The following is a 12,818-nucleotide window of genomic DNA, read 5'->3' as shown; positions in this document are numbered from 1 at the left end:
CAGTCGTCGTCGCATGTGGCGTCGCCGGAAACGAACGCAGGGATAGGGAACGGATGAAGCTGGACACGGTCGCGGGCAAGAAGGTCCTGGTCACGGGTGCCGCCATGGGGCTCGGCAAGTTGTTCGCCGAGCGCGCGGTGCGCGAAGGCGCCGCCGCGGTGGTGCTGTGGGACATCAACGAGGTCGCGCTGAAGGGCACCGCGGCGGAACTCGCGGGCCGTGGTTCGGAGATCCACCACTACGTGGTCGACGTGTCGGACCGGGACGCCATCGCCGAGACTGCCACCGCGGTCCGCGAAACGGTCGGCGACATCGACATCCTGGTGAACAACGCGGGTATCGTGCGCGGCAACACCTACTTCTGGGAGACCGAGAACCGCGCCGACATCGACAAGACGATGGCGATCAACTCGCTGGCGCCGATGTACATCACCCTCGAATTCCTGCCAGCCATGGTGCGCGGAACCGGCCAGGCGCGGGTGCTGAACATCGCCTCGTCCGCCGGTCTGGTGGCCAATCCGCGCATGTCCGTCTACGCCGCGTCCAAGTGGGCGGCCCTCGGCTGGTCCGACTCGGTGCGCCTGGAGCTCGAGCAGGCGGGCCACGACCACGTCAAGGTCACCACCGTGTGCCCGACCTACATCGACACCGGAATGTTCGACGGCGCCAAGGGTTTCTGGCTCACCCCGATCCTCGAGCAGGACGCGGTCGTCGACACCTCCTGGAAGGAGATGAAGCAGGGCAACGCGCTGGTCGTGCTGCCGTGGACCTCCCGACTCAACCGGGCGCTGTCCGGCATCCTGCCGCTCAAACTGCGCGACTTGTTCCTCGACACCGTCGGCGTCTACCACTCGATGGACGAATTCACCGGGCGTAAGAAGTAGGCGAGGACGATTGAACGACCGCGCGTTCCAGGGGGACGCGCGGCGTTCGTGTCGTGCCGGGGGTGACGCGCGGCGTTCGTGTCGTGCCGGGGGTGACGCGCGGGCCTTCGTGTCGTGCCGGGGGTGACGCGCGGGCCTTCGTGTCATGCCAGGAGTGACGCGAGGTCTTGCGCGCTCGTGCCAGGAGTGACGCGCGGTCTTGCGCGCTTGCGCCGAGCCTGGCGCTCAGGGACGAGTGCCGATGACCACGGTGGCGTAGTGCTCCTCGGACTCCGCGACGCGGGCGAGGAGGCCGCGATCGGTCAGGATCTTCGCGGCGACGACCGCCTGCTCCGGGCTCGACTCGACGAGCAGGTGCCCGCCGGGTGCCAGCCATTCGGGGGCGTCGGCCACGACGCGGCGGAAGACGTCCAGACCGTCGGCGCCGCCGTCGAGGGCCGTGCGCGGCTCGTGGTCGCGCGCTTCCGGGGGCATGTCCGCGATGTGATCCGAGGGCACGTACGGGGTGTTGGCGAGCAGGACGTCGACCCGGCCGCGCAGGTCGTCCGGGAGCGGGGCGAACAGGTCGCCCTGGTAGACGGCCGCGCCGAGCGGGCCGAGATTGCGGCGCGCGCACTCGACGGCGGCGGGTTCGATATCGGCGGCCGAGAGTTCGACGGTCCGCCCTTCGGCGCGCAGCGCGGTCGCCAACGCGGCACCCAGGGCGCCGGAGCCGCAGCACAGGTCGACCACCACGGGCGTCGACTCGAGCGCACCCACGAGCCCGAGTGCCTCCTCGACCAGGAAGACCGTGCGCTGCCGCGGCACGAACACCCCCGGCCCGACCGCGATCCGTAACCCGCGGAACTCCGCCCAGCCCAGCAGATACTCCAGCGGCGTCCCGGAAACCCGTTCCGCCACAAGAGCGTTCAGATCACCGCCGTCCTCGGCCGCGGCATCGATCAGCAGCCGCGCCTCGTCCTCGGCGAACACGCACCCCGCCGCCCGCAACCGCGCCGCCACCTCGGCGACCTCCACTCCAGACACCGGGACATCCTGCACCAGCGGTCCCCGCCGCGGCCAACGGATATTCGGCGACCATCAGTCCGGCAACCCGCCGCACCGCGCCCCCCGCTGATGCGCAGCGGTGCGGGTCGCCACGCTGCGGGCGGAGACCGGCGCGGGTGGGGAAGCGATGAACGCGCCGCGCGGGGCAGCGACGGACGCGCTGCGGCCCGACCGAGGACGTCTCGATCGGGCCGCGGGGACGCGCGTGGCCTAGCGGGAGGTGGCCAGCTGGAAGGTGCGGGTGGCGTCGAGGTAGATGCCGCGCTGGGCGTGGCGGGCGGGCGGGGGAAGCTGGGAGACCAGCTGCTCGAGCGACGTCATCGCGCCGACGACGTGGGTGCCCGCGACGATGAAGTCCGCGACCGCGCGGCGAATGTGGTTGGGGGAGGTCACCACGACCGCGCTGGTGGCGCCGACCGCGCGCAGCAGCTGGGTGCCGTACAGCGCGTTCTGCACCGTCGAGGACGCGCGGTTCTCCACGTGCACCCGCGAGGCCGGGATGCCGCGCTCGACAAGCCAGTTGCGCATGGCCTCGGCCTCGGTGATCCCGTTCTGCGGGTTGCCTCCGGTCACTACGATCGGCGAGAACGGCGACGCGACGGCCTGGATCCACGCCGCGGTCAACCGGTTCACCAGTTCGGGGCGCAGCGCGCCGTCGGGCAGCAGACCGTAGCCGAGCACGACGATCCCGGTCTGCGGGCCGATCAGCGCGGGCAGCGGATTCGGCAGCGTGCCGACCGCGGCGCCGATCGCGTGCAGCACGTGGCCGGTGCCCGCGGCCAGCTCGGGATCGGCGATCTGTAGCCGCGCCATGGCGTCGGCCAGGGCGGGCAGATCGTTGGCGTAGTGCGACCAGATCGCCTTCAGCGAAAGTGCTTCGGTGTCACCGGGATCGGCGCCGAGCAGCGCCCGCAGATCCGCGAGGCCCGCGCCTTCGTTGCCGTCGACGAAGTGGCGCTGGGCGGAGTTGTAAAGAGCGTCGGTTTCGGGGGACGCCTGGGCGGGCGCGCCCGCCAGGCCGGTGAGGGTGAAGGCCGCGAACGACGTCGCGACCAGGATTCTCCAATGCCTCGAGATCTTCACTACAGTCGACACCTTTCCGCGCGTGAAACGGGTTTTCGGTACGTCAGCTGGCAGTTGGCCGTTGGCAGAGCAGTCCCCACGATACGACCGGACCCCGGCCGAGCCCGGTAATTGCGTGGCCGAATCGCCCGGTCGATTCGCGTGACCCGGCCGCCGTCCGAGCTCGACTCGGCCGTGCGCGGGTTGCTGACGGAATGCGTGCGGCCGCGCCCACTAAGCTGTCACCCCGTGGACACCCTTTCGCTGACCGGCAAGGAACTCGCCGCCGCCATCAACGCCGACACCAAGGAGCGCACCGCCGCGCTCGCCGCTGGCATGCACGCCCCGCGGCTCGCCCTGGTCGTTGCCAACGACGATCCGGCCAGCGCCTGGTATGTCAACTCGCTGCGCAAGGCCGCCGAGCGGCTCGGAATCGCCTGTGAGCGTATCGATCTGGGCGCCGACGCCACCGCGGAGCGGATTCGCGAGGAGCTCACCGCGCGCAGCGCCGACACCTCCTACGACGCAATCATGTTGCAGACCCCGCTGCCCGCCGGTGTCTCACTGGACGATGTGAGCTCGGCGATCTCCGCCGACAAGGATGTCGACGGTGTCAGCCCGCTCTCGCTCGGCCTGCTCGCCGCGGGTCTGGACGGTTTCGTGCCCGCCACCTCCGAGGCCGTGGTGGAACTGCTGAAGCACCACGAGATCCCGCTGCGCGGCAAGCTGGTGGCGGTGGTCGGTCGCTCGAACATCGTCGGCAAGCCGCTCGCGCAACTGCTGCTCGCCGAGGACGCCACCGTCACCGTCTGCCATTCGCGCACGGCCGACCTCGCGGCCGTGACCGCGACCGCCGACGTGGTGGTCGCCGCCGCGGGCCGGGCCGGGCTGGTCACCGGCAAGCACGTGCGCGAGGGCGCGATCGTCATCGATGTGGGCACCAACGAGGCGCCCGACGGCGGCATCGTGGGCGACGTGGACGCGGACTCGGTGCGCGGCAAGGCCGCCGGACTCAGCCCCGTCCCCGGCGGCGTCGGCCCGGTGACCACCGCGCTGCTCATGCGGCACGTGGTCGCGGCGGCCGAGAAGCTGCGCGGCTGAGCGAGGTTCGACGCGCCGCGGTCGAGTAGAGCCGCGGCGAGATCGCCAGAATTCGGCCCGCGGCGAGGGTGCCGCGGTTCGGCCCGCGGTGAGATCGCCGCAGTGCGGCGGGAGTTGTCGCGGTTCAGGCAGGGGCGAGGGGTACTTCGGCTCAGCCCGCGGCGGCGATGCCCGTGATCAGGGTGCGGTCGCCCGTCCGCGCCACGCTGACCAGCTGGGCGTTGTAGGTCATCGGGTCGCGGCCCGGCCGGTTCTCGGTGATCACCACGCGGTACTGGCCCGCGAAGGCTCCCGGTGAGATCGCGACGCAGTGCGTGGTGCCCGCGGGAATGCTGTCGATGCCGTGCTGGATGGCGTCCACCGTCGGAACCGAGGCATTCGGCGCGACCACGGCGCGCGCCTGTTCGGCGGAACGCGTCACGTAGTACGCGTACTGGAAGGCGAAGATCGCGTCCGGTCCGGAATCGGTGCCGCCGTCGCCGTTTCCCTGGATCTTGTTGCCGACGCGTTCCGCGGGGCACCGCGTGGCCGGAGCCACCGGCTCGGCCGTCGGGACGGGGCCGTTGGCGGAGGTGGGCTGCGGTGCGGGATCGCCGCGGAAGTACAGGAACGCCGCGGCCGTCATGGCCAGCGCGGCAACGGAAGCGACGAGTGCCGGGGCCCAGCGCCGGATGGGCGGGCGTTTGGGGGACCGGTCGATCATCCGCGCGAAGACGTCTTCCTCGGGGAAATGCGCTGGCTCCGGGACGAATTCGGCCTCCGGTTCCCACTCGGGCTCGGGCGCCGAGTCGTACGGTCTGCGCGGTACCCAGTCCGCCCATTCGCCGCGATAGCCGGGTTCGCCCTGATAGTTCCGTTCACCGGGCCACGGCGGCGTCCCGGGTGCGGCGGGCCGCGGCATCATGCCCTGTCCGGGTCGTGTCGTCATGTCCGGTCGTTCCATCTCCCCGCCTTCATCAGGTCACGCCGTCGGGTGCATCCCACATCGAAACCAGCTCCCCGGCACGATACTGCCAGGGAACCGGCTTCCGCGAAACGTCCGGGGCGCGTCGCGAGGGGAGAAGGCCGCCGAACGCGGCCTCACCAATGAATGTCGACCGGGTCGCCGATGCCGACCGTCTCGTAATACCAAGCGGCGTCGTCCGGTCCGAGGTTGATGCAGCCGTGGCTGACGTTGGCATAGCCCTGGGAGTCCACCGACCACGGCGCCGAGTGCACGAAAACACCGCCCCACGTGAGGCGTTCGGCGTATTCGCCATTGATCAGGTAGCCCTCCGGCGAACTCAGCGGGATGCCGATGGTGCGGGAGTCGAAGACCACCGAGCGGAACTTCTCCAGCACCGGGTAAGTGCCCGTTGGTGTTTCGAATCCCGGCTTGCCCATGGACGCGGGCATGCTCCGTACGACTTGGCCGCCGATGCTCACGGTGAACGTGTGCGCCGACATGTCGGCCTCGGCGTAAACGCCTTCGTTGGTGCGGAATTCGGTGCGGGTGTTGCCGAAGCGCACGGTGATGTCGGAGCGCGCGGGCAGGAATCCGGTCGGCGTCCAGGTGAGCTCGCGATCGTTCGTCCAGGCGAACGTGCCGAGGAGCGGGTCGGCCGAGCTGATGCTCACCAAGCGCTCGGCCCGAGCGCGATCCGCGACGGGCGCCGCGAACTGGATGGTGACCGGGTGCGCGATGCCGACTTCCTGTCCGGCGGCCGGTGTGATCGCCGTGATCCGGTCGGCGGACGACGGCCCGATCAGTGTCGCCGCCGCCGCACCGGAGCCGAACGCGGCCAGAGCGACGACCACGACCGCGAGGAACAGGTGGCGAAGTACGCTCCTCATGGCTCCACCCCTTCGGAGATGGTGTGGTATGCGGAAAACCATTCTACGCCTTCATGATCAACCCGGCTTGTCGAACATGTGAGGCATGATTCCGGGGGAATAACCATGAAACCGGTCGGTTTGCAAGCTGCCTCGCCGAGCGGTGCGAAAGGCCTTCTCGCTCAGCCGCGGTGCACCGTCTTCCTCGTCGCGTACCACTCCTGGCCCGCGGGCTCGCCCGCGAGATTCCAGCTCCACGACACCGTGGGTGAGACCGGCAGGTAGAAGCCGGGACCGACCATGCCGATCCGCTCGACCGGGTCGCCCGCTGTCCCATAGATCCGGATGCCGCGCGCGACGAACGGATCGATGGACACCAGGTCGTCGACGACCAGGGACACCTTGCGATTCCCGGCCAGCACATTGCGGACCTTGCGGGTACGCAGCACCTGCTCGCCCGCGCCGCAGATCCACAGGCCGGGATTCTCGAACTCGATCGCGACCGGCACCACGTCGGGTTGTCCGTCCGGATCCACCGTCGCCAGCCTCGCCAGCGGCTGGGCGCGCAGATAGGTGATCTCTTCCTCGGTGAACGTCACCGCGACCTCCTCGTTCGTTCGCTGACGGACCGGCCACGGGTACCCCGCATTCACTCCGGCCATGCGCGGGCAGACTACGGAGTCCGTCCGACAGCGCCCATCAGGTCGGCGGCGCGCCGCCCAGTGGACGGATCGGCCGGGATTCCGGCTTGGGCGTGGCGGGCGGCCGGGACATGCGCCCGCCCAGCCGTTCCTGCACCGTGAAACCGTGCGCGCGGCACCAGCGGGCCAAGGCGGCGATCGCGGCCTCGTCGTCGCGAAAGGTGGGCAGCAGTTGACCGGTGATGTGCAGGCGGTGCGCGTCGGCCGTGCGGCACAGGTGCACGAGGCCCGCGGTGCCGAGGCCCATGCCGCGCAGCGCGGGCGTGACCGTGATGCCTTCGAGTTCGATTGTGCTGGTGTGGATTTCGAACGCGATCTCGATCGGCCCCGACCCGCTGCGGCGCAACAGCACGACATCGGAAGGGATCGGGCGCAGTTCGCCGGGCAGGTGATCGACGAGCCGCTGCCGCGCCGCCTCGGACGGCGCGAGCCGCACGGCCTCCGTCAGCCGATAGGTGAGTTCGTCGACGCAGGTGCGGTCGCCCTCGGCGGCCTGCTCGCGCACGTAGGGGCAGTCACGCGCGAGGGAGCGCAACTGCCGAACCCACTGCGGTGCGATCATCGCGAAACGCGGCGCGACGGCGGCGATAGTCGCCTCGATACCGACAACGCCGCTCAGCGTGGTGGTCTCCCCGCCCGAGAGCACGCCCCACGAGTGCTCGTCCGCGCCGACGCCGTGCTTGCCGAGGTCGCGACGGAGCCGGTCGAGCCGCCGTTCCGCGCGCTCGTACGGCCCGCCGGGCAACCGGCCGAGCCACGCGGGCCTGCCCCGCACATTGGTGCGGATGCGCAGATCCGCGAGCGCGATGCGCGCGGCACGGAAGTTGCTCCAAGCTTGCGCGCGTCGCTCGCGTACCTGTAGCGCCGGATCGCCGGGCGTCGCGGAGGACGGGGGAGCGTCGCTCATGACCATCAACCGTAGATCCGGCCATGGTCAGCGGGGAGACCCTTCGGTACGAAGATTCGCGCATCCGCCGACACGCCGCTGGTCAGGGCCGCCACACCGGAAAGTTGTCGGCGTGTCTACCTATCGGCGTGTCGCCGATGGCGATTCAGCTGCGGAGGGCGTGCACGACCTCGGCGTGCAGCGCGTCGGCGCGCGCGATGATTCCCTCGATGCGCAGCAACGCGGGCGCGAACTTGTCGCCGAGCGCGGCGGGCAGCGAGGCCACGTTGATCTCGATGTTGAGCTGCGAGCTGGTGGCTGCGGCGCGGGCGGCGTCGGCGGCGGCGCCGATGTCGGTGACGACGTTCGGGTTGCCGATCGGCAGCAGCTCCGCGGCAAGGGACAGCACCTCGTCGGCCTCGTCCACCACCGCGGCGGGCACCCGCGCGGCCTCGACCAGCGCGGCGTTGATCGCCTCGGTGCGTGCGGCGGTCTCCTCGTCGGTGCCCCTCGGCAGCTTGTACGCGTTGCCGACGGCGGTGAACGCGGCCGCGTCGGCGTCGGCGAGGGCCAGCGCGCGTTCACGGGCGGCGTCGGCGGCCTCGATGACGCGGTCCACGATCGGCTTGTGTTCGGCGTCCTTCGCGCGGGTCGTGTAGCGGGCGACCATGGCGACGAGCGCGGCGCCCTGCGCGGCGTGCAGCGCGGCCACCGCGCCGCCACCCGGCGCCGGGATCTTGGCGGCCAGATCGGTCAGGTACCGCGCGAGGGTGACCTCACCGAAGGAAGACGCGGTTTCCTGGGACGACGTGCTCGGCTGCGACACGGGTGGCCTTTCGTTCTTCGTCGGCGTGAACTAGTGATCACGCTACCGCTTGCCACCGCGCGCATCCTGGCCGGACCGCCGCGTCGGACGGCCGGTGCGCGGCCCGCGCATACCCGCGGTTATGTTGAGCACATGCGGATCGGATTGGGCATCAACTACTCGGGCGGTTTCAAGGAAGCGGCGGCGGAAGTGGCCGACCTGGAACGGGCCGGACTCGACACGGTCTTCGTGCCCGAGGCGTACTCCTTCGACGCGGTCAGCGCGCTGGGGTACCTGGCCGCCAAGACCGAGCGGGTGCAGTTGGCCTCCGGCATCCTGCAGATCTACACCCGCACCCCGAGCCTCACGGCGATGACCGCCGCGGGCCTGGACTTCGTCTCCGAGGGCCGGTTCCTGCTCGGCCTCGGCGCGTCCGGTCCGCAGGTGATCGAGGGCTTCCACGGCGTGCCCTACGACGCGCCGATCGGGCGCACCAGGGAGCTTGTGGAGATCTGCCGCAAGGTGTGGCGGCGGGAGCGGCTCGAATACCAGGGCAAGCACTACCGGATCCCGCTGCCCGAGGGTGAGGGCACCGGTCTCGGCAAGCCGCTCAAGCTGATCAATCACCCGGTGCGCGAACGCATTCCGGTGCTGCTCGCGGCGCTCGGCCCGAAGAACGTCGAGCTGGCCGCCGAGATCGCCGAGGGCTGGCAGCCGATCTTCTTCCTGCCGGAGCGGGCCAAGGACGTCTGGGGCGCGTCGCTGGACGCGGGTCTCGCCAAGCGCGATCCGGCCCTCGGTGAGCTGGAGGTGTTCGCCGGTCCGGCGCTGGCCATCGGCGAGAACGTGACTCCGCTGCTGGAGTTCGTCAAGCCGCACCTGGCGCTCTACATCGGCGGCATGGGCGCCAAGGGCAAGAACTTCTACCACACCCTCGCCACCAAGTACGGCTACGGCGCCGAGGCGGACCGCATCCAGGAGCTGTACCTGGCGGGCCGGAAGGAAGAGGCGGCCAAGGTGGTGCCCGACGAGCTGGTCCGCGACATCTCGCTGGTCGGCCCGGCCGGTTTCGTCAAGGAGCGCGTCGCCGCCTTCCGCGAGGCCGGCGTCACCGCGCTGAACGTGGTGCCGATGGCCGCAACGCCCGCCGAGCGGGTCAAGCTGATCGAGCAGCTGCGCGAGCTGGTCTGAAACGAAACGACGACGTCCCGGCGTGCTGCCGGGACGTCGTCGTGTTCGGGTCTGGTCGAGTCGCCGCTCGGTCGAGTCGCGGTTCGGCTGCGGCGCGGCTGGCTCAGTTGGGTCGCAGCGAGGCCAGCGCCGCTTCGAGCGTCGAGTGCAGCGCGAAGACCTGATCCAGGCTGGTCATCTTGAGCTGACGGCTGGTGGCAGGTCCGTCGGCGACCACCGCGATGGTCGTCGCCTCCCCGGCCCGCTGATGCGCCGCGACCAGCGCCGCCATCCCCGCGGAGGCGAGGAAGCTGACCGCGGTGAGGTCGATGATCAATGCCGTCGGTTTGCTCGCCAGGATGCCCTCGATCGCGGTCTCCAGTGCGGGCGCGGTCGCAAGATCGACCTCGCCGGCCACCGTGAGCACGGTCGCACCGTCACGCACTGCGACGGAGGTGGTCATCGTGTCCGCCATGGGATACGCGTCTCCGGAAGTGTTGGTCACGCAAAACAATCTGCCATGAACCGCCCGATCCTGCCGCATCGTCCGGCAGATTCCGACGGTTCGCGCCGCTCGGTGGGTGCACCGAGGGCGCTTTCGTACGAGTCGACCCTACAGCAGCGGTGCTACGGCTGATCGGTTGCGGAGTGCTGCCAGATCCGGCGGCGCGAACTCGCCGCGTAAACGGCTCGGCGCCAGCTTGATTCGCTCCGCGTGAGCCCACGGGGACGTGCCCGCGACGTCCAGTCGGTATCGACACGACGTGACTTTTCCGCGACCGTTTCGTAATCTATCGGTGATCTTGTCCCCGACACGCTAGCCGGTGATCGACATCATGCCTGGTCAACATCGAAAACAGACCGCAGCTTGGAAACTCACTCCTCCGGCTGTGTGCGGCAGTGTGGCGACTGTCGCCGCTGTGCTGGGAGTGGCCATCCAGCTGAGCTCGGTCGCTCAGCCTGCCGCCGCCGTCGAAACGTCGTCCTCGTCCGCCGTCGAATCCGAATCGGCCACGACCACCGCGCCACCGACAGCTCTGCTCGCACCTGCGGCTATGGCGATCGAGCCGCCACTCTTGGTGGAAAAGGTGGCCGTACAGCACCTGCCTCCCCCCATTCCGTGTTCGACGGAACTCTCCGGCACGCGGCCGCATGTGGCGCAGGTGGGCCACCTGCTCAAGAAGACGTTCGGCGTCACCGAAGTCGGCGGCGCTGTCGGCCGTTACGACGGCGACCATGGTGCGGGCCTCGCGCTCGATTTGATGACATCCGATTTCGCGCACGGCGACGCGATCGCCGAATTTGTGCTGGCAAACCGGCAGCGTTTCGGTGTGAACTACGTGATCTGGCGGCAGCGGTACAACGACGGCAACGGGTGGTCGTACATGGAGAACCGCGGAAGCCCGACCGCCAATCACTACGACCATGTGCATGTGTCGTTCGACAGGGCCGCCCAGGTGGACGTGACCTGCTGACGTTCCGGCTCGTCGCTAGGGCCGCTTCGCGTAGTCGGCGAAGCCTTGCCAGTCGAGCATGACGCAGGGTTCGTCGCCCACGGTCCACGCGTCGTGGCCGGGCGGGACGATCATGAAGTCGCCTGGGCCGTATTCCTGCTGCTCGCCGCTGTCCATGGCCACCACCATGCGACCCGAGAGGCAGTAGCCGATGTGAGCCGACTGGCAACTGTCGGTCTGGGCTATCGGCTTGACGTGCTCCGACCACCGCCACCCTGGCTCGAAGACCGCCCGGCCCACCGGGCCTCGGTCCATGTTGACGAGATCGACCCTTCCTTTGTTCTGCTCGAAAGGACGGGTCTCCTCGGGGGATTCGAAACTCTGGCGCACTAGACCAGCCATGATTGTTCTCCTTAGACGGCTCCGGCACTGCGTGGTTGTGGCTCTCGATCGGTCGGAGCGACGGCTGCGGTAGATCGCTCCCTGAAACGCTCGGCAAATCGCAGTTACCGAGTAGCACTCATGACCGAGGGCAAACTTCACGCGCCCACTCTGTCGAATGCCCGCACGCCACCGAGTGCGCGACCGACCGTGTGGGCGTCGCGCAACGCCTGCTTGGCGCTGCGGCACGGCAAACCGGTGGCTTCGCGTACGAGCGATTGGGTGGGTTCGGCATCCGATGCGTTTTCTCCCGAGAGTGGGTAAGCCGATAGCGGGTGCGCTGTCGGGCTGGACTTCGGCCGACGTTCTCGTTCCTGATGGAGGGCCGAACCGGTGACGCATCCGCCCAGTGCTGCACACCGGCGAAAAGAACCGGTGTGCAGCCGGGTGGTACCCGGGCACGCGGCGATCGGTGTCGATGTGCGGTCGGTCGAACTACAACGGTGTGGGAGGTTGTCGTGCGCGGTGATTCGCAACAGGCCAAGCAACCTGTCAGCGCGGTCCTCGCGGGGCCGTACGGGCATCCGTTCCATCCGATTCTCGTCACGGTCCCCATCGGGGCGTGGGTGGCGAGCCTGATCTTCGACATCGGCTCCCACGTCGTCGACGACCCCGACTTCCTCGCCGAGGGAGCACGCTGGCTGATCGCCATCGGCGTGCTCGGCGCCCTGGCCGCCGCCACGATAGGCTTGCTCGATCTGCTGGCGATTCCGACCGGCACCGCCGCGTTCCGCACGGGCTTGGTGCACATGGGTCTGAACCTCGCCGTGACGGTCGCGTTCGCGGTCGGCTTCCTGTGGCGAGGATCCGATCCGGCGGGAGCCGTGCCCGCCGGTCCGCTGGCGCTGTCGGTGGTGAGCGTGGCCGCTCTGGGGGTTTCCGGCTGGCTCGGCGGAAGACTCGCCTACCACTACGGCGTCCGGGTGGCCGACGAAGCCACACAAGCCGCCGGATTCGAACGCTGACGGTGGGCGCAACGCAATATCGCCACTGTCACGTTGCCGCATCATTGCTGCGACGGTGTTCGCGCATGCCCGCCGGGTGCGGGGTGAGACCGTAGGGTCGGGTCTGCCCGAGATCGTTCCGCGAGAAGGAGGCGACACGAAATGCCGAAGTACCTGTGGCGGGTCAGCTACTCCGAGGATGGGGCACGCGGCCTGCTCGCGCAGGGCGGCACCGCCCGCCGGGCGGCCATCACGGAAATGGTCGAGAGCGTGGGCGGCCATGTGGAGGCCTGCTATTTCGCTTTCGGCGAGGACGATCTGTTCGTGATCGGTGACGCCCCGGACGAGGTTTCGGCCGCGGCGCTCGCCATCCGCACCGCGGCCTCCGGTGCGGCGATCTCGCACACCGTGACGTTGCTGACGCCGGAACAGGTCGACGAAGCCGTCGCGCGAAAGGTCACTTATCAACCGCCGGAAGCGTCGTAGGGTCCGGACCTGCCGCCCGCGTCCG

Annotated in this window: 15 protein-coding genes; 6 read left to right on the top strand and 9 right to left on the bottom strand. The window is 69.5% G+C overall.

The window, feature by feature from the left end; all coding sequences use genetic code 11:
* Positions 1–53: 53 nt before the first annotated feature.
* Positions 54–884 (top strand): SDR family oxidoreductase, encoded by an 831-nt coding sequence (locus tag CRP45_RS07370; protein WP_097244303.1) that lies wholly within the window; start codon positions 54–56, stop codon positions 882–884.
* Positions 885–1,109: 225 nt separating this feature from the next.
* Here the strand turns inward: CRP45_RS07370 and CRP45_RS07365 are convergent, their stop codons facing one another.
* Complete coding sequence (locus tag CRP45_RS07365) at positions 1,110–1,910, bottom strand: putative protein N(5)-glutamine methyltransferase (RefSeq protein ID WP_097244646.1); 801 nt, start codon at positions 1,908–1,910, stop codon at positions 1,110–1,112.
* 231 nt (positions 1,911–2,141) lie between these two features.
* Positions 2,142–3,014, bottom strand: a complete 873-nt coding sequence (locus tag CRP45_RS07360) for a YdcF family protein (RefSeq protein ID WP_097244302.1) — start codon at positions 3,012–3,014, stop codon at positions 2,142–2,144.
* 228 nt (positions 3,015–3,242) lie between these two features.
* Between CRP45_RS07360 and CRP45_RS07355 the strand changes: the two genes are divergently transcribed.
* Complete coding sequence (locus tag CRP45_RS07355; RefSeq protein WP_097244301.1) at positions 3,243–4,094, top strand: bifunctional 5,10-methylenetetrahydrofolate dehydrogenase/5,10-methenyltetrahydrofolate cyclohydrolase; 852 nt, start codon at positions 3,243–3,245, stop codon at positions 4,092–4,094.
* 151 nt (positions 4,095–4,245) lie between these two features.
* Here CRP45_RS07355 and CRP45_RS07350 read toward each other — a convergent pair whose 3' ends face one another.
* From CRP45_RS07350 to CRP45_RS07330, 5 genes are all read right to left on the bottom strand, one after another.
* Complete coding sequence (locus tag CRP45_RS07350) at positions 4,246–5,022, bottom strand: DUF8176 domain-containing protein (RefSeq protein WP_143861365.1); 777 nt, start codon at positions 5,020–5,022, stop codon at positions 4,246–4,248.
* 152 nt (positions 5,023–5,174) lie between these two features.
* The gene (locus CRP45_RS07345) at positions 5,175–5,927 is read right to left on the bottom strand and encodes a L,D-transpeptidase (protein WP_067781009.1); all 753 of its coding nucleotides are present in this window, start codon (positions 5,925–5,927) and stop codon (positions 5,175–5,177) included.
* A 161-nt stretch (positions 5,928–6,088) separates the two neighbouring features.
* Entirely contained in the window at positions 6,089–6,505 is a 417-nt protein-coding gene (locus tag CRP45_RS07340) for a PPOX class F420-dependent oxidoreductase (RefSeq protein ID WP_097244645.1), read from the bottom strand.
* Between the two features lie 100 nt (positions 6,506–6,605).
* Entirely contained in the window at positions 6,606–7,514 is a 909-nt protein-coding gene (locus tag CRP45_RS07335; RefSeq protein WP_143861364.1) for an N-acetyltransferase, read from the bottom strand.
* A 145-nt stretch (positions 7,515–7,659) separates the two neighbouring features.
* Positions 7,660–8,319 (bottom strand): cyclodeaminase/cyclohydrolase family protein, encoded by a 660-nt coding sequence (locus CRP45_RS07330; protein ID WP_097244299.1) that lies wholly within the window; start codon positions 8,317–8,319, stop codon positions 7,660–7,662.
* 132 nt (positions 8,320–8,451) lie between these two features.
* Between CRP45_RS07330 and CRP45_RS07325 the strand changes: the two genes are divergently transcribed.
* A complete protein-coding gene (locus CRP45_RS07325) occupies positions 8,452–9,489 on the top strand; it encodes an LLM class F420-dependent oxidoreductase (protein ID WP_067781275.1) in 1,038 nt (345 codons plus the stop codon).
* A 103-nt stretch (positions 9,490–9,592) separates the two neighbouring features.
* Here CRP45_RS07325 and CRP45_RS07320 read toward each other — a convergent pair whose 3' ends face one another.
* Positions 9,593–9,931, bottom strand: coding sequence for an STAS domain-containing protein (locus CRP45_RS07320; RefSeq protein WP_067781278.1), 339 nt, complete (start codon positions 9,929–9,931; stop codon positions 9,593–9,595).
* A gap of 361 nt (positions 9,932–10,292) precedes the next feature.
* Between CRP45_RS07320 and CRP45_RS35075 the strand changes: the two genes are divergently transcribed.
* Entirely contained in the window at positions 10,293–10,943 is a 651-nt protein-coding gene (locus CRP45_RS35075; RefSeq protein WP_308209517.1) for a VldE C-terminal domain-containing protein, read from the top strand.
* 15 nt (positions 10,944–10,958) lie between these two features.
* Here the strand turns inward: CRP45_RS35075 and CRP45_RS07310 are convergent, their stop codons facing one another.
* The gene (locus CRP45_RS07310; protein ID WP_097244298.1) at positions 10,959–11,324 is read right to left on the bottom strand and encodes a cupin domain-containing protein; all 366 of its coding nucleotides are present in this window, start codon (positions 11,322–11,324) and stop codon (positions 10,959–10,961) included.
* A 497-nt stretch (positions 11,325–11,821) separates the two neighbouring features.
* Between CRP45_RS07310 and CRP45_RS07305 the strand changes: the two genes are divergently transcribed.
* Entirely contained in the window at positions 11,822–12,328 is a 507-nt protein-coding gene (locus CRP45_RS07305; RefSeq protein WP_245909958.1) for a DUF2231 domain-containing protein, read from the top strand.
* Between the two features lie 141 nt (positions 12,329–12,469).
* The gene (locus CRP45_RS07300; protein ID WP_067781022.1) at positions 12,470–12,793 is read left to right on the top strand and encodes a GYD domain-containing protein; all 324 of its coding nucleotides are present in this window, start codon (positions 12,470–12,472) and stop codon (positions 12,791–12,793) included.
* Positions 12,794–12,818 lie beyond the last annotated feature (25 nt).

This window comes from Nocardia amikacinitolerans (assembly GCF_900215415.1).
Taxonomy (GTDB): Bacteria; Actinomycetota; Actinomycetes; order Mycobacteriales; family Mycobacteriaceae; genus Nocardia; species Nocardia amikacinitolerans.
The sequence above is the reverse complement of the archived record's forward strand: the minus strand, read 5'-3'. Positions and strand labels throughout refer to the sequence as shown.